The sequence below is a fragment of the Populibacterium corticicola genome, assembly GCF_042683685.1.
Lineage (GTDB): Bacteria > Actinomycetota > Actinomycetes > Actinomycetales > Cellulomonadaceae > Timonella > Timonella corticicola.
In genome coordinates this window covers 387,429-404,937 of record NZ_JBHUOP010000003.1, presented here as the reverse complement: position 1 = coordinate 404,937, position 17,509 = coordinate 387,429, and the positions used below count along the sequence as shown (strand labels likewise).

At 59.6% G+C, this 17,509-nt stretch carries 11 protein-coding genes; 10 read left to right on the top strand and 1 reads right to left on the bottom strand.

Going from position 1 to position 17,509, the window contains the following annotated elements:
- Positions 1-54: 54 nt before the first annotated feature.
- The 6 genes from ACFSYH_RS08710 to rmuC all read left to right on the top strand — a co-directional run bounded on the left by ACFSYH_RS08710 (position 55) and on the right by rmuC (position 7,890).
- A complete protein-coding gene (locus ACFSYH_RS08710; protein WP_377466512.1) occupies positions 55-1,578 on the top strand; it encodes a sugar ABC transporter ATP-binding protein in 1,524 nt (507 codons plus the stop codon).
- On the top strand, positions 1,575-2,606 hold the full coding sequence (locus ACFSYH_RS08705) for an ABC transporter permease (RefSeq protein ID WP_377466511.1): 1,032 nt from the start codon (positions 1,575-1,577) through the stop codon (positions 2,604-2,606). Before ACFSYH_RS08710 ends, ACFSYH_RS08705 begins: the two co-directional genes overlap by 4 nt.
- Positions 2,607-2,701: 95 nt before the next feature.
- Positions 2,702-3,766 (top strand): substrate-binding domain-containing protein, encoded by a 1,065-nt coding sequence (locus ACFSYH_RS08700; RefSeq protein WP_377466510.1) that lies wholly within the window; start codon positions 2,702-2,704, stop codon positions 3,764-3,766.
- A gap of 62 nt (positions 3,767-3,828) precedes the next feature.
- Positions 3,829-5,004, top strand: a complete 1,176-nt coding sequence (locus tag ACFSYH_RS08695) for a Gfo/Idh/MocA family protein (protein ID WP_377466509.1) — start codon at positions 3,829-3,831, stop codon at positions 5,002-5,004.
- Positions 5,005-5,028: 24 nt separating this feature from the next.
- Complete coding sequence (locus tag ACFSYH_RS08690) at positions 5,029-6,030, top strand: sugar phosphate isomerase/epimerase family protein (RefSeq protein WP_377466508.1); 1,002 nt, start codon at positions 5,029-5,031, stop codon at positions 6,028-6,030.
- A 318-nt stretch (positions 6,031-6,348) separates the two neighbouring features.
- Complete coding sequence (gene rmuC / locus ACFSYH_RS08685; RefSeq protein ID WP_377466507.1) at positions 6,349-7,890, top strand: DNA recombination protein RmuC; 1,542 nt, start codon at positions 6,349-6,351, stop codon at positions 7,888-7,890.
- Positions 7,891-8,862: 972 nt separating this feature from the next.
- On the opposite strand, the gene ACFSYH_RS08680 is transcribed toward rmuC, so the two are convergent.
- A complete protein-coding gene (locus tag ACFSYH_RS08680; RefSeq protein ID WP_377466707.1) occupies positions 8,863-10,299 on the bottom strand; it encodes a CCA tRNA nucleotidyltransferase in 1,437 nt (478 codons plus the stop codon).
- Between the two features lie 302 nt (positions 10,300-10,601).
- On the opposite strand from ACFSYH_RS08680, the gene ACFSYH_RS08675 reads away from it, so the two are divergent.
- The 4 genes from ACFSYH_RS08675 to ACFSYH_RS08660 all read left to right on the top strand — a co-directional run bounded on the left by ACFSYH_RS08675 (position 10,602) and on the right by ACFSYH_RS08660 (position 17,429).
- Positions 10,602-11,261: an NUDIX domain-containing protein gene (locus ACFSYH_RS08675; protein ID WP_377466506.1), complete on the top strand. Its 660-nt coding sequence runs from the start codon at positions 10,602-10,604 to the stop codon at positions 11,259-11,261.
- Positions 11,262-11,314: 53 nt separating this feature from the next.
- The gene (locus ACFSYH_RS08670; protein WP_377466505.1) at positions 11,315-13,549 is read left to right on the top strand and encodes a DUF6049 family protein; all 2,235 of its coding nucleotides are present in this window, start codon (positions 11,315-11,317) and stop codon (positions 13,547-13,549) included.
- Positions 13,546-15,567 carry a murein biosynthesis integral membrane protein MurJ gene (murJ, locus tag ACFSYH_RS08665; protein WP_377466504.1) on the top strand — a complete coding sequence of 674 codons (2,022 nt, stop codon included), beginning with the start codon at positions 13,546-13,548 and terminating at the stop codon, positions 15,565-15,567. The genes ACFSYH_RS08670 and murJ overlap by 4 nt, the downstream gene beginning before the upstream one ends.
- Positions 15,568-15,653: 86 nt before the next feature.
- The gene (locus ACFSYH_RS08660; protein WP_377466502.1) at positions 15,654-17,429 is read left to right on the top strand and encodes a hypothetical protein; all 1,776 of its coding nucleotides are present in this window, start codon (positions 15,654-15,656) and stop codon (positions 17,427-17,429) included.
- The last annotated feature ends 80 nt before the right edge of the window (positions 17,430-17,509 follow it).

Sequence of the window (17,509 nt, the reverse complement as noted above, 5' to 3'; positions counted from 1 at the left end):
ACTACTTGTCAACTTTTGATTGACATTCGACAAAAGTCTACCTACTTTTGTCATATGGTCAACGCAGACCCCACACAACCGCTACTGCGGATGAGCAATATCGTGAAACACTTCCCCGGAGCGAAAGCCCTCGACGGCGTCGACCTTGAGGTTCTCCCGGGCGAAGTGCACTGCCTCCTCGGGCAGAACGGTGCCGGAAAATCAACGCTGATCAAGGTGCTTGCAGGTGCCCATCAGCCAGATTCCGGCACCATCATCATGGACGGATCAACCACCACAATCGCCAACCCCGTGGCCGCACTCACACTTGGCATCGCAACGATGTACCAAGAACTCGACGTGGTAGATGGACTTTCCGTAGCGGAAAACGTCTACCTCGGCCACGAGTTGGCTACCGCTGGACTCTCCCAGCGGCGCGAGGCAATCCGTCGCACCAAAGAAATACTGGCGCAGCTTGGGCACCCAGAGATCAGGGCAACCCGTGAGGTCGGCACGCTCTCGGCAGCAGGAAAGCAGATCGTGTCCATGGCACGAGCGTTGTCCCACAACGCCCGGATCATCGTGATGGACGAGCCCTCTGCCGTACTGGACTCGGAGGAGGTGGACAACCTTTTTCGTGTGGTCAAAGGACTACAGGAGCGAGGTGTAGCAATCATCTATATCTCGCACCGCATGGATGAGATCCGACGGATCGGAAACCGCATCACGGTACTCAAGGACGGCAAAACCGTCGCGACAAACCTGAGCGTCGCCGACACCCCCTCACGCGAACTCATCACCCTCATGACGGGCCGCACAGTAGAGCACGCGATCCCCGCACGCGGCACTCCCCCACACACCGACCAGCAACCCGTGTTGTCGGTCAAGGACTTGGGGTTGTCCGGAGTGTTTGAGGATGTCAGCTTTGAAGTTCGTCCGGGAGAAATAGTAGGGCTGGCAGGGCTCGTAGGGTCCGGAAGATCAGAGATTCTCGAAACTCTCTACGGTGCCCGGAGAGCTAGCTCCGGCGAGGTTCGAGTTGCAGGTAAGCGGCTCACCCGAGGCTCGGTGCCCTCAGCGGTCGCGGCGGGAGTCGGGCTGTGCCCTGAAGAGCGCAAAAGCCAGGGACTGATCCTGACCGAACCGATCTACCGGAACATCACCATGGCTTCCTTCGCCCGCATCGCATCGAGCGGGTTCCTCAATGAGAAGGCAGAAAAAGCTGCCGCCGAGGCTCAGGCGAAGGGGCTGGATCTGCGCCCTGTGGACGTTAATCGCGCAGCCGGAACGCTTTCCGGCGGTAACCAGCAAAAACTGATCCTTGCACGGTGGCTGCTCCACGGATGCAAGGTCTTGCTCCTCGACGAGCCGACCCGTGGCGTGGACGTTGGCGCACGCTCCGAGATCTATCAGCTCATCAACAAGCTCGCTGACGCGGGTACTGCCGTTGTTGTGGTGTCCTCCGAGATTCCGGAGGTGATCGGATTGGCGGATCGGGTCCTGGTTATCAGTGACGGCTCGATCGTGGCCGAGAGCGATGCCTCCGCCATCACAGAAAGCGATGTCTTGAACCTAGTAATGGAAGGAACTGCAGCATGAGTGACGTCACCACTGCGGACCAGGGCGAGAAGCCCGGGGCAGAGCGCGCCTCACAGAGCAGGAGCCCGCGCCTGTCCGGTTCGTTTGTCCGCAACATCGGTCTTGTTCTCGCCCTCATAGCACTGTGCATTGTGGGCGTTGCAACCACGGGTGAGCGGTTCGCGAACACGGACAACCTCCTGACAATTCTGCGTTTGGCCTCAGCGATGGGCGTACTCGCAATCGGTATGACCTTCGTGATCACCGCTGGTGGAATCGATCTGTCTGTCGGGGCGGTGATGGGACTCGCCACGGTGTGGGCAACCACCTTGGCCACCCAGACGATGGCTCAAAACAGCCATTGGACGGTCATGGTGTTCACGGCTCTCGCCGTGGGTCTCATTGCGGGTGTAGTCAACGGGGTGTTGATCGCATACGGCAAGGTCGTGGCGTTTATCGCGACGCTGGCCATGATGGTCGCGGCCCGCGGCCTCGCGGAGATCATCTCGAATCGTCAAACCCAGATCATCACTGTCAACGAGTTCAAGGAGGCTCTTCGCGGCAGCTTCTTGGGAGTGCCAAACCTCGTCTGGCTTCTCATCGTTGTGTCTGTGCTGGGGTGGATCCTGTTGAACCGAACCACCTTTGGTCGTCGGACCGTCGCGGTTGGTGGCAACCCTGAGGCAGCACGTCTTGCGGGTATCAACGTCAAGCGGCATCTCGTGTACGTGTACGCACTGTGTGGTCTAACCGCCGGGATTGCGGCGGTCATGATGCTCGGGCGCACCAACTCTGGCTCCTCCACCACGGGATACCTCTACGAACTCGATGCCATCGCGGCCGTGGTCGTTGGTGGCACCCTGCTCGTGGGCGGTCGCGGCACGATCGTGGGCACCCTCTTGGGCGTGCTGCTGTTCACGATCCTCACCAATGTTTTTGTACAGAACAACATGTCGACCTCGGCCCAGGCCGTGGTCAAGGGCGCCATCATCGTCATCGCGGTTCTGCTCCAGCAGCGGTTCGCGCAGCACGGCAAGGCCAGCACCTAGCGGCCCAAAGCCACACTCAGGCGGGGTAAGCATGCCTCATCTGTCATCAATCACCACACAGTCAGTTCATTCACGGACACTTCAAAGGAGAAACCATGTCCATCATGAAAACCACCCGACGCAGCGCGGTTGCGCTGCTCAGCGTAGCGGCACTCGGATTTTCCCTTGCCGCCTGCACCTCGAACGAACCTCCGGCACCGGCTGAGGGCTCCGAAACTCAACAAGCCGGTGGTTCAGGCGCAGTCAGCGACAATGACGCCCCTGGTGAGAAGGTCGTCATCGGCTTCTCAGCCCCTGCTGCTGACCACGGCTGGATGGGTGCCATCACCAAGGCTGCCATCGCTGAGGCTGAACGACACGAGGACGTTGAATTGCGCCTCGCAGAGGGCACCAATGATGTCTCGCTGCAGATCTCCCAAATCGAGGGTTTCATCAACGACAAGGTCGATGCGATCGTACTGCTCCCCTTTGACGGCGATGCCCTCACCGAGATCGCACTCGAAGCCATGCATGCTGGTATTCCGGTCATCAACGTCGACCGCGAGTTCTCCAGTCCATTTGCCGCACGCACCACGGTACTCGGCGACAACTACGGCATGGGCGTGAGCGCCGGTTCGTACATCTGTCAGGAGCTAGGCGATCAGTCGGATGCGGTCATCGCCGAGATCGCTGGAATCGACAACCTTCCGCTGACGCAGGACCGTTCGCAGGGCTTCGCCGATGCGCTGAGTGACTGCGGCCTGTCCGTCTCCAACCGCGTGGCCGCGGACTTCACGGTGGCCGGTGGCGAGACGGCAACCGCGAACCTACTCCAGTCCGCTCCGAAGATCGATGCGATCTGGAACCACGATGACGACCAGGGTGTCGGTGTCCTTGCTGCAATTGACGCTGCTGGCCGCGACGAGTTCTTCATGGTCGGTGGCGCCGGTTCGAAGAATGTCATGCAACACATCAAGGATGGCGACTCAGTACTGAAGGCGACCGTCATCTACCCGGCAACCCAGGCCGCTGACGGTATCCGTCTGGCTCGCCTTGTTGCGCAGGACAAGTCCGTAAGCGACTTCGTGTCCCACACGGTGCCGCGTTACGTGCAGATGTACGCACCGGTTGTCACGGTCGACAACGTTGACGAGTACATCAACGACGCGTTCGAGTCCTAAACCACCAGCAGCGTTTCCGCGGGTCCCGTACGGGACCCGCGGCCGCACGAAAGGACTCAGGCATGTCCACTGAAACACAGCGTGAACTCGGCGTCGCGATGATCGGCTATGCGTTCATGGGAGCCGCCCACTCACAGGGCTGGCGCACCGCGCCACACTTCTTCGACCTCCCGCTGCGACCTGCCATGCGGGTCGTTGCGGGTCGCAACCCGGACGGAGTCGCGGCCGCAGCCGAAAAACTCGGCTGGTCCGAATCGTCGACAAGTTGGAGTGAACTGCTCGAACGAGACGATATCGACCTGATCGACATCTGCACGCCGGGCGATTCGCACCGCGATATCGCGCTCGCCGCGCTCGCCGCCGGCAAACACGTGCTGTGCGAGAAGCCGCTCGCCAATTCCGTTGCCGAGGCGCAGGAAATGGCGGATGCTGCGGAGCGTGCGGCGGCACGCGGAGTGGTTGCGATGGTCGGTTTCACTTATCGACGAGTCCCCGCCATCCAGTTGGCCCGTTCGCTTGTGGAGCAGGGCCGGTTGGGCACGATTCAGCACGTGCGGGCGCAGTACCTGCAGGACTGGCTCGCGGACTCGCGAGCGCCTCTGACCTGGCGTCTGGACAAGGAGAAGGCGGGCTCGGGGGCGCTCGGTGACATTGGCGCTCACATCATCGACCTGACGCAGTTCATCACCGGGCAGCAGATCACCAACGTTTCGGGGGCACTCAAGACTTTCGTGTCGGAGCGGCCCATCGCGGAGGATCTGTCCGGCTTGTCCGGCACTGCGGGAACGGACATGGGGCCGGTGACAGTGGATGACGCGGCGGTTTTCCTGGCTGAGCTTTCGGGCGGAGCGCTCGGTGTCTACGAGGCGACCCGATTCGCACATGGACGCAAGAATGCGATCCGCATTGAGATCAATGGTTCGCGGGGTTCGCTTGCGTTCGATTTCGAGGACATGAACGTCCTGCACTTCTTCGATGCCACCGAGCCGTCCGAAACCGGTGGGTTCCGGCGCATCGTGGTCACCGAACCTGAGCACGCCTACGTGGCCAACTGGTGGCCTGCCGGTCACGGGTTGGGGTACGAACACGGGTTCACGCATCAGGTCGTCGACCTTGTCACGGCCATTGCGCAGGGCACGCGACCGTCCCCATCCTTTACTGATGGGCTTTACGTGCAAAGGGTGCTCGATGCCGTGGAACGCAGTTCACACAGCCGTGCTGGCTGGACTGAAGTCTAGTTATTTTGAGATAAGGAGCCGAAGATGTCTCGACCAATCACGTTGTTCACCGGCCAGTGGGCCGATCTGCCGTTCGAGGAGGTAGCGCGACTCGCCTCAGAGTGGGGCTACGACGGCCTCGAAATCGCGTGCTGGGGTGACCACCTCGATCCGTGGCGTTGGGATGATGACGAATACGTCGCGTCCAAACTCGCACTGTTGGAGAAGTACAACCTGAAGGTTTACGCGATCTCGAACCACCTGAAGGGTCAGGCCGTATGCGATGACCCGATCGACCAACGCCATCGCGACATCCTGCCGGATGTCGTGTGGGGCGACGGCGACCCTGAGGGCGTGCGCCGTCGGGCCGCCGAGGAGATGAAGCACACGGCCCGGCTTGCCGCGAAACTCGGGGTCAAAACGGTGGTCGGGTTTACCGGCTCGGCCATCTGGAAGTACGTTGCCATGTTCCCTCCCGTATCCCAGGAGGCCATCGATGCGGGCTACCAGGACTTCGCAGACCGCTGGAACCCAATCCTCGATGTGTTCGACGAGGTAGGAGTCCGGTTCGCACACGAGGTACACCCCTCCGAAATCGCCTACGACTACTGGTCGACCGTGCGCACACTCGAGGCCATCGGGCACCGCGAAGCCTTCGGGTTGAACTGGGATCCCAGCCACATGGTCTGGCAGGACATCGATCCGGTCGGTTTCCTGTGGGACTTCAAGGACCGCATCTACCATGTGGACTGCAAGGACACGAAGAAGCGGATGAACAACGGGCGTAACGGCCGGATGGGATCGCATCTTGCCTGGGCCGATCCACGCCGCGGATGGGACTTCATCTCAACCGGCCACGGTGACGTGCCGTGGGAGGATTCGTTCCGCATGCTCAACTCAATCGGCTATACCGGCCCGATCTCGGTGGAATGGGAAGACGCCGGAATGGATCGACTCGTCGGCGCACCCGAGGCGCTTGAGTTTGTGCGGCGGTTGGCATTCGATCAACCGGATGCCGCATTCGACGCTGCGTTCTCCACTCGATAGCGCCCATCGTTACCGCATAGTAACCCGCTTGGTGATTTTCCGGAATCAGGGTCATTTTTCTTGGTCATTGACTCCGGAGAATCACCATGTTGGTTTAGATCCCATGCCCCGAACTCCTTAGCGCGTAAGACAGCGCTGGGAGGAGGGCGTCGTCGGCAATCAGTGAATCAGTTGTCCGTACGTGCGCGCGCCCTCAAACTGATCCGCAGCAGTATAGAGTCTTATGAAAGAGCAGTGTAGTGCGATTCCGCTCCACGGCTTCGAATGTCAGAGGGTGGTGCCAGTGTGTGGACCACCACTTATCCGAATGGAGATGATATGGAAATCGCGCTACTTGTGATCCAGTTGGTCACACTGGTTCTACTCGCACTCGTTTGGCAGAAGTCTGGCGGATCGAAGAGTGATGATCCCGCTACCGCACGGATTCTTGAAATGCTGCAATCAAGCGGACAAGACGTTCAATCTGGACTAAGCGCGCAGCGCACTGAACTTACGCAGAACTTAAGCATTCAGTCGCAGAGCCTTGATGCCCGGATTCAAGGGCTTGCGACCGCTCTAAGTGAGGAGCAACGCAAGTTCACTGAGGGACGTATTACGGCAGAACGGAGCCTTCGTGAAGAGACCTCGAAAACAATCCAAGGACTTACGGAGATGTTCCGCGCACACGCTAAGGAATCATCTGAGCGACAGGACACGTTTAAGGAGCAGATGACGGCACGTTTTGAGTTGTTGAAAGCCGCGAACGAGGAAAAATTAGAGCACGTACGAATCGCTGTCGGTGAGAAACTCCAAACTACGCTCTCAGAGTCCCTCGAAAAGAACTCAAAGAGTATCGAACTACTCAATGAACGCAACGCGAAGAAGCATGCTGAGTTGCAGGAATTGCTCACTGTTGAGCTAACGAAACTACGAGAGGGCAACGAAGCCAAGCTCGAGAAGATGCGTGAGACCGTTGATGAAAAGTTGCAGGGAACCCTAGAGAAGCGTCTGGGCGAATCCTTCCAACTGGTCAGCACCAGACTTGAAGAGGTCCACAAAGGGCTGGGCGAGATGCAAACTCTAGCGTCCGACGTTGGCGGGTTAAAACGAGTTTTGACCAATGTGAAGAGCCGTGGTGGCTGGGGTGAGGTGCAGCTAGCCCGACAGCTCGAGGATCTCCTTACGCCTGAACAGTATGAATCGAACGTTGCGATCAAGCCAAGTTCCTCAGAACGAGTTGAGTTCGCGGTGAAACTTCCTGGGAAGGACCACAATGACAAGCCAGTGTTCCTTCCAATCGATTCCAAGTTCCCGCAAGAGGACTACGAACGCCTCCTTATAGCCGCTGAGCAAGGCGACAAAGAACAAGTTGAACTTGCCGGACAAGCGTTAGAACGCGCGATCATTGCGCAGGCCAAGACGATTAACTCGAAGTACATTGATCCGCCACACAGCACAGACTTCGCAATCATGTACCTCCCAACCGAAGGATTATTTGCTGAGGCGGTTCGGCGGCCTGGTTTGGTATCCAAGCTTCAGAATGAATACAGAATCAACATCACGGGTCCCACTACCCTCTCATCCCTCTTGAATTCACTGCAGATGGGCTTTCGTACACTTGCAATTGAGAAGCGCTCCTCCGAAGTGTGGGAGGTTCTAGGACAAGCAAAGAAGGAGTTCCTCAAGTACGGTGAGGTCTGGGACAAACTGGAAAAACAACTGTCAACTGCACAAAACACAGTCAAGGAGGCGGGCGTTCGTACTCGCGCAATCGGGCGTAAACTCCGCGACGTTGAGACTATTGCAGAAGCTGTAGTTGATGAGGCACCGCTCCTAGAAGATGTGCTTTCTGATCTCGTTGGCGACGATTCAAGCGCATAGAACTTAGGCACAGGACCGGCAGAAACCGTGACAGATACCCCATACCTGTCATGGTTTCTGCTGAGCAGTGTCCGACAGCATGACAGAAGCCCCGAACACGTGGCCGCTTCAGGCAGACGGCTCGAATGTTGACCAACTTGCATGGTGATTTTCTCGTGCTGGAAGGGGTTAACTCTCGCCAGCAGGACATCAACTGTCGTAGGTTGCGCGCAAAAGTCTGCTCTGCTGGTCTGTCAAATAGGTTATCCACCATTCATGAGACGTGATTTGAGATAGAGCGCGCCTGAGAAAGAATGGTTACACACCCCGCGAGATCGCAATGATCAGGAACGAAATGGTAGAGCCACAGTTGACTCGACCGGAGAGAGTCGGATCGTAAGCGACTGGTTCTTTCACGCCTTACCGCTACGGGTGTTACGGCACAGATTTTTCATTGCACGACCAAAGACCCGGTACGTGGCCGTAATATCTGCCTTGCAGAGATCGTCGCTTACGCAGCGGAGGGCTCTTTTACGAAACTCGTGATCGAACGCGACGAATCGATTGAAAAGTCTGATCGCCAAACTCTTTTTCGTGAAGTCCGGCGTCACGGTCTCACCGATGAGCTCAACTATGTCCTGGAGACTCCATATCAGGAGCCACTCCTATGGGTTGCAGATGCCATTGCTTGGAGTTACACGAAAGGTGGCGAATGGCGGCAACGGGTGGATCCGCTGATTGCTGGCATCACGATACTGTCGCCATAAAACGCGAAACTCGGCTCACCGACCGTCCGGAAGGCTACCGAGTTCACTTCACACCGCTACTGCAATGCGCTATCTCATTCTAGCCCAGCGGGGCACTACATTTCTATGGCTTCAGAGAATGGGATAAGCCAGACTCCTGCCCAGCGCGAGGTGGGGCTGGAACAAACCCTGCTCGTCGGCAAGCAGACAACAAAAACGTCACCGACCGTCCGAAAGAACCCACACACTAGTTGTCGTACGTGCGCGTGCCCTCGAACTGATCCGCATTCGAAGCCCACCATTCGAGCAGGCGCTCGCGCGCCACATCCTCGCCCAGTGGACCTTCATCTAGACGCAACGACATGAGGAACTTGTAGGCTGCACCCACTGCTCGACCAGGCTTGATGCTGAGAATGGACATGATCTGCGCACCATCAAGGTCCGGACGGATAGCGTCCAATTCCTCTTGAGCCGCCAACTGTTCAATCCGCGTTTCGAGCGAATCGTAGGCTGCCGAAAGCCTGCGGGCCTTGTTCCTGTTGCGGGTGGTGCAGTCGGCGCGGGTCAATCGGTGCAGGCGTTCCAGGAGTGGACCGGCGTCGGTGACGTAGCGGCGCACGGCCGAGTCGGTCCAGGCACCGTCTCCGTAGCCGTGGAAGCGCAGGTGCAACTCGACCAGACGTGAGACGGCCTTGGTGGTTTCCTTGTCGTATTTGAGTTCGCGCATGCGCTTGGTGGTCATCTTCGCTCCCACCAGTTCGTGGTGGTGGAAGGACACGGTTCCGTTGGCTTCGAACTTGCGGGTTGCTGGCTTGCCGATGTCGTGGAGCAGCGCGGCGAGACGCAACACCAGGTCGGGGCCGGGAACAACTCCGTCCGGGCCAGTCTCAAGATCGATGGCCTGTTGGAGCACGGTCATGGAGTGGGAGAACACGTCCTTGTGCCGGTTGTGTTCATCCGTGGCCGCCTTCATGCCGGGCAGTTCGGGCAGTACCTGGTCAGCGAGGCCGCAGTCAACGAGGACCGTGAGCCCACGCACAGGGTCGGCGGACAGCAGAAGCTTGTTGAGTTCGTCGCGAACGCGCTCGGCGGACACGATCTTGATCCGCTCGGCCATCAGCACGATCGCATCAAATGCCGCTTGCTCCACAGCAAACCCGAGTTGCCCGGCAAAGCGGGCGGCACGCATCATGCGCAGGGGGTCGTCGTCAAAGGACTTGACCGCCTCGATTGGGGTACGCAGCACTCCAGCAGCCAGGTCCCGGACTCCATCGAAGGGGTCCACAAACTCTAGGTCGGGCACTCGGATAGCCATGGCGTTCACGGTGAAGTCTCGGCGCGAGAGATCGCCCTCGATGTTGTCGCCAAACACCACCAGCGGCTTGCGGGAAGCGGGGTCATATTCGTCGGTGCGGTACGTCGTGATCTCAACAACGATCTCTTCGCCGCCAGAGCGCGCGAACCGCTTGGCTCCAATGGTCCCAAACTCCTTGCCGATGTCCCACACGGCGTCACCCCACTGGCCGAGCAGGGCGAGGGTCTCGTCGGGAGAAGCAGAGGTGGTGAAGTCGAGGTCGTTAGAAGACCGGCCCAGAAGCGCGTCACGTACCGGACCGCCAACGATGGCGAGTTCGTGGCCAGCCTTCTTGAAAACCTCGCCGAGTTCTACAACGGTGGGGTTCATGTGCGCCAGTACGGCGGACACACGCCGCTGCAGAAGATCGAGGGTTTCGGACTGTGGCTGGGATGACACGCAAGTCTCCTGGGTGGTGCGCCCTCCACGATGTGAATCGAGTGGGGCTGCACTTGGGTTGGACCGTTACGCAGGCAAACTAGGCTGCCGACCTGACGGCGCCTCGTATGTGAGGCTAAAAACGAACTGAACTTAAAAAGTCTGCCACATCTGCTGGCAGATTTGGTGGTGAATGTGGGGGTCTTACGGGTAGCCGCACCACAAAGTCAGGCAGATAAAGATATGGTTGCAATATGTCCACCAACGAGCGCCCCGAAGACCGTACTGCGGTCCCCGCGCCCCCAGGTGGTCACCCCTTGAGGATAAACCCGAATCGCCCGCGCTACGCCCCGGTCGTGCACAACAATCCGTCTGTGAACTCGAGTGATCTTCCCGTGGTTGAGGAAACCTCGGCTGGTGGTCTCGTGGTGAAGCACGAGTTCGGCACGTTCTACGCGGCCGTGATCGCTCGCCGCAACCGCGCGGGTCGGCTCGAATGGTGTCTTCCAAAGGGGCACCTTGAGGGGGAGGAAACGGCTGAGGAAGCCGCGATCCGCGAGATCCAGGAAGAGACTGGAATCACGGGTGAGATTCGTCGCGCTTTGGGCAAGATCGACTACTGGTTCACGGGCGATGATCGCCGCGTGCACAAGGTCGTGCACCACTTCTTACTTGATGCGATTGGTGGTTATTTGACCGTTGAGGGCGATCCGGATTCCGAGGCGGATGACGTGGAATGGATTGCATTTGAGCGGTTACCGGAGCGTTTGAGTTACCCGAATGAGCGGCGCTTGGCCGCGCTCGCTCATGAGTTGCTGCTGCATCGTCGGGCAGAGAATCTGCGCCGACTGCATGCCCCTTCTATGGGTTCGTTCTCGCAAGATGACGAATCGCGGTCATCGGCGGGACAATAGGGACGATGCTCTTACACAGACGAGAACCGATTACAGCAAAGAGTGCACGGTACGTGCACTCTTTTGTTGCTGTGGTGTTGTTCGCGTGCGCCGTGCTGATGGCGGCACCGGCAACGCCGGCGCATTCGCTTCCCGACGAGCCCTCCCCCTCGTCCGTCACTCCGGCCTCGTCGTCGCAGATCTTGCAGTCCTACTCCTATTCGAGTGGGATGCCGCTGGCCAGCACCGTGGGAAGGTCGGTGGAGCAGCCCGGTTCGAAGCGGTCGATGATGGAACTCTCCGAGCTCTCGCCGACTCTGGTCGAGCAGGATGATGAGCTCCGCGCCTCACTGCGGGTCACAAACACCACAAGCCAGCCGATCAGCAACGCAACGGTTCATTTCAACATGACTCGTGTTCGGTTTATGACTCGATCCGGCCTGGACGTGTGGGATGCTCAGGAACTCGAGGATGCGGGCGGCACGCGCCTCATGTCGGAGACTCTTGACGAGGTTCTTGAACCGGGTAGCACGGCGTCGTTCCAGTTCAAGGTAGATGCACGGCAGTTTGGCCTGCTGACCGGCCTTGAAGGATGGGGGCCGCGCGGTATCACGTTCGAACTCGTGGGGGATGTGGAAGGCCAGACGCAGCGCATCGATGCGTTCTACACCTATGTGCTGTGGTATCCGGCCGCAGATGCGGTTGAGCAGAATCTGAGCGTTGCGACGGTGGCCGCGATCACCGGTGTCACGTCCGATCCATTGAACCCGGATGCCAATGCCGGTCAGGTTCTTGCACAGACCGGATCAGATGAGCGTCTCCCCCGGGTGCTCAAGGCGGTAGAGAACTCCGAGCACGTTGGGCTTGCCGTCGATGCGGCAACGATCCAATCCATCCAGGACGCAGCCACGGTCACGACCGAGGACGACTCCACATCGGAAGAGGCCGCAGCCGAAACGGTTGAGAGCACTCAGGCCTCGTTTGAGCAGGGAGTGGCAAGCCGCTGGGTGGATGCGTTCCTAGAGGTCGCGCCCAAGCATGAGTTACTCTCCCTTCCGACCTTTGACGCGAGTTTCGCCCCCTACCTCGCCACTGCCGCGGACGTTCCCACCCCGCGGACAAGAGCCTATGGGGCACTCGGAGATCTTTCCTTCACCTCACCCATCGCATGGCCAGTTGCGAGTGATTTCAGCACGTCCGTTCTGAATCGAGCCGCGTCTTCGGGTTATCCCATCACCGTTGCGCAGTCTCAGGTGCTCCCCGACAGCGAGGCTCTGCCGTACACGCGCTCGGGTACCTTCAAAACCGAAGAGGACTCTGAGACAACTGTGTTCGATGCGGACGAGCGCATCACCGAGCTCCTGCTCAACCCGGGAACCGAAAACCCGATTCAAGCACGTCAACGGCTCATCGCGGAACTCGCGGTGCTGTCGAAGGAACGACCAAACGAGCAACGCAACGTGGTGATTGCATTGGATCGGTCGTGGAGTCCCGATCCGGCGGTCGCGCAGGCCCAGTTGACGGCAATCTCCGGGTTGCCGTGGATCCGGACTGCCGGGTTGAGCGAACTTGCGGGTCAGGAACAGCCGGTTGATGCTGAACGTGTGACTGTAACCTCACCGCAGAGTCCCGCATTGTTCGCGCAGGGGGAGTTTGCCCAGTTACGCGATAACCAGCGAGCGCTCGTACGGTTCGCAACGGTCACTGAGGATCCCTCACTGATCACTGAACCGCACTGGCGTGCGGTCTCACGCCTGACAAGTCAGGCGTGGTACTCAAACACCTCTGAACATGCGACAGCGGTTGCCGCGTTCAACGAGTCTGTTTCCGGACTCATGAACTCCATCAATATCGTGCCAAGCAGCGACATCAATATGATCAGCACGGGGGCGGAAATCCCGCTCACAGTGCAGAACAACCTGGATCAGGATGTCTCGTTCTCGGTTCAGTTGAGTCCCTCGGACTCGCGTTTGCAGGCTCCGACGACTCTCCCCGTGCAGATCACGGCAAGCTCAACGCAGTCGATCCGCATTCCAGTCACGGCGGTTGGTTCTGGAAACGTCGAGGTGAAGGTCCAGATTCTCGACGAGTCCGGCAAGTATGTGGCCACGTCCGGTGTGTTCCGAGTGCGGGTACGTGCGGACTGGGAGAATGTGGGCACGGGCGTGGTCCTCGGGCTTCTCGCACTCCTCCTTGCCGGAGGTATCTGGCGTACGGTGCGCCGCGGTCATTCCGAACGGCGAGTCTCGGCGCTGGACTCCAAAGAGGCTCTTGCCCTCGTTGAGGCGGAGGCTGAGGAACGCAAGTGACCGACCGCAGAACACCCCCACAGCCCGATCCGCAGCGTCCGCAGGGACGGCGTATCTCGTCGCAAAGCTACACCCCTGACGCGCACCCACGTGGGTCGCAGGGAGAATCCAGCGTAAGCGAGCCGGGCGGCGAAACGCGCCGTCGGATGGTTTCCTCCTCGACTCATCCGGCTCCGCCGACTCCTCCACCCACTCCACAGGGTTCTGGACAGCCAGGATCCGGCACGGCAACTGGGCGTAGGCGAGTCAGTGGCAGTTCGGAGCCTGGCCACCCTGTTGGTGCCTCTCGTGCACCGCAGCCAGAACGTGCCCCCCGGTCTGCGGCGGATTCACGGTCCACATCCAGTGCTGAGGTTGCCGCAGATCAGGGGAACAACGGTCCACAACAGCAGTCCATGGGCAAGAGTTCACTGCTCATGGCGTCGGGTACTGCCGTTTCCCGCGTGCTTGGACTGGTGCGTAACGTCATGCTCGTCGCGGTTCTCGGTGCCACGGGATCCGTCGCAGATGCATTCGATATCGCCAACAAGATCCCCAACATCCTGTTTGCGATCATCGCCGGTGGTGCACTCAACGCTGTGATCGTGCCGCAGGTGATGCGCGCATACAAGTCGAGGAACCCGCAGGAACGCCTGGACAAACTACTGACCCTCGCCGCTGCATCGCTGTTCGGCCTCACCCTGATCCTGACAATTGGGGCCTCCGCACTCGTCAGCCTGTACACAGCCGATTGGTCCGATGCCCAGAAGGGATTGGCCGTCTCGTTTGCGCTGTGGTGCATCCCGCAGTTGTTCTTCTACGGGCTGTACACCCTCCTTGGTCAGGTGCTCAACGCACGCGGACAGTTCGGCCCCTACATGTGGGCGCCAGCGCTCAACAACGTGGTCTCGATCATCGGTTTCGGTATCTTCTTGATCGTCTACGGCCCGGTGGCAACCGGGCAGATCCAAACTCTCGATGACTGGTCCGGCCCAAGCATCGCCCTCATCGGCATCTCCGCAACGCTTGGCGTTGCAGCCCAGGCGCTGATCCTGCTCGTCCCGCTCTACCGCTCCGGCTTCCGCTGGCACATCCGCTGGGGCCTGCGCGGCATTGGTCTACGATCTGTTGGCCGCGTCGGCATGTGGACGTTCCTGACCCTCATCCTCGACCAGATCGGCGTGCTCGTCTTCTCGAAGATCGCGACCGCCGCTCCCCTGGCAGCATCAGATGGCGTGACCGTCATCGCGGGTAACGCCTCCTACACGCAGGCACTCATGATCTACCTGCTGCCACATTCGCTTGTCACCGTGTCCGTGGCAACCGCTCTGTTCACTGGCATGTCTGCGGCAGCGGCAAAGAACGACACCGACGCCGTGGCCCGACTCGTGGAGCGAGGGCTACGAGTGATTGCCGTATTCACCGTGTTCGCAACCGCAGTGTTTATGGTGCTGTCCGCACCGATCACCAAGTTGCTCATCCCATCGCTGACCGCAGCCGAGGTTGATGTGGTCTCCCCCGTCGTGTGGTCGATGGCACTCGGCCTGATGCCGCTCGGTGCGATGGTGCTCATGAAATGGGTCTACTTCGCATTCGAAGACGGCAAGAACGTGTTCTACTTCCAAGTGCCAGTGACACTCGTGCTCATCATCGGCAGCTATATCACCACGGTCGTCGCACCAGGCGAATGGTGGGTTGTCGGCATCGGCCTGTCTATGAGCCTCGGCAATCTGCTCTGCGTCCTTCTCCGCATCAACGGCATGCGGAGACGGTTGTCCACATTCGATGTCAGCGGGGTGGTCCGTCTCCACGTGCAACTCATCGTTGCCGCGGCGATCTCTGCCGGTGCTGGCTGGCTCATCCTGAACGTGTGGGGATTCCAGGCAAGCGACTCGATCGCATGGGCTTTCGTGGTCACGGCAATCGTCGGCGTGTTGATGGTCTGTGTCTACGCGCTCATCCTGCAGATCTTCCGCGTGCAGGAATACAACGCACTTCTTGACCCAATCCTCAAGAAACTCTCACGTCGCGCTGGCTGAATCACGCCGGTTGCTCGCGTACCATGTGGGATAGAAAACACGACGCCTCGAAACCCTTACGCTCACGCCACTGTCAGGAGGAACCAGTGCCACGGCTAGAGCCTGGAACCACCCTCGTTGCCCGCTATGAGGTCAACACCCTTGAGACCTCACCGCGTATAGACGTTGAAAAATGGCGAGCACGGGACAAGATCTTTGGCCGTGATGTCAATGTGTACGTACTTGATGATGCAATTGCTCGCGGCGCCATCAACCGGGCAAAGGAAACCGCCCAACTCTCTGTCGAACACATCGCCCGTATCGTCGATGTCATCGACAAGGGTTCCGGCCAACGATACGTCATCACAGAACGCCCCGCAGGCGTCACCACCGCAGCGGCAATCGCAGGTTCTCCGTTCACCACCCCACAGGCCAAGGCAGTCATCGGGACCATCGCGCGCAGCCTCGTCAAGGCCGCGGACACCCAGGGTTTCAGGCACGGTGGCATCACCGCCGACTCCATCTACTTCCACAAGAACACCGCGATCCTCACTGGCCTCGCACCGCGCAACTTCCTTGGGCTCAATGAGGATATCTCCGACGACGTACTTGCGTTCCAGGACACCCGCGGCCTTGCCGCACTCACCTACTTCATGCTGACGGGGCTCATGCCCAACTACATGACGGAAGAGTCCACTCCGCTCCCACGCCTTACGGGTTTCCTCGAGGACGCAGACGAACATCTTGACCGGTTCACAACCGATCTGCTCAATGGAACCGAAACCGGTATCGCAACCCCGCACGACTTCCTTGAAGCACTCGGGGCCTGGTCGGAATCCGATCTTCCAGAGGTCACCGAGGTGAGTTCGCCAGACGAACCGCAAGATCCTGTTCCCCCGGTGACCTCTGACCCACCGAAACGGACGAGCGCACGTACCGGAGCGTCGGCAAGCGCACCACTACCATCGACCCAGCCACCAGCGGTTGTCGCAGGACTGGGTGCCGCCTCGATTGGCGGCGCAGCCGCCGCCCTTGCGGGCAGTGCCGAACTCAATGCAGCAAACCCCCTCGCTGTGACGAGCAGCCCCGATGCGACCGCAGCACGTGAATCGGGCAGACCACCGCGGTTCCTGCCGGCAACCAACGACATCACGCTCGGTGAAACCACCCCGCCACCCGCCGTACCACCACCCGTCCCACAAGAACAGGCGGCCCCGCAAGCCATGGAATGGTCTCAGCCACCAACACAGCCAGCCAAGCACGGCGGGTTCAACCCGACCCCGTTCATCCTCGTGTTGTTCCTTGGAGCAATCGTCACAGGCGGCGTATGGGCGGTCAATGCCCTCACGGCACCCATGGATCCAGTTGTCGTGGCGCCGAGCGGTCGTCCGACCAACCCTGCAGCAGAGGTCACTGACGAACCCACTGAAACGGAACCGACCGAGGACATCATCCTGCCGGTCATGAAGACTGCTCAGGCCCTTGACCCCGATGGCGATGGCAACGAACACCCCGAACTACAGGACCGCCTGATCGACGGCTCCACCACTCAACCGTGGTACTCGCGCACCTACCGCACCGCCGCGTTCGGCGGCATCGCGAAATCGGGAATCGGAGTACAGATCGGCCTTGAGGAAGAGTCGACCGTTACCTCTGTCCTGATCTCGAGCGCCAACACCGGCGGCAAAGTAGAGATCCGAGCAACCAGCGCTGATGATCCAGGAGGTGGCGAACTTCTCGCCTCCGGCTCGATGAACGGCGAAACCATGTTCCGCCTGGAACAGCCGGTAAAGACGGACTCCATTGTTATCTGGTTCACCGAACTCCCCTCAGATGACACCGGAAAATTCCGCGCCTACATCTACGAGGTAACCATCACCTGACTCCTCAGGAATGAATCCGACCACCGCACTGTTAGCCACACTGAACGGCTTCATACAGCCCTTGCCGCATGCGCCAAAGA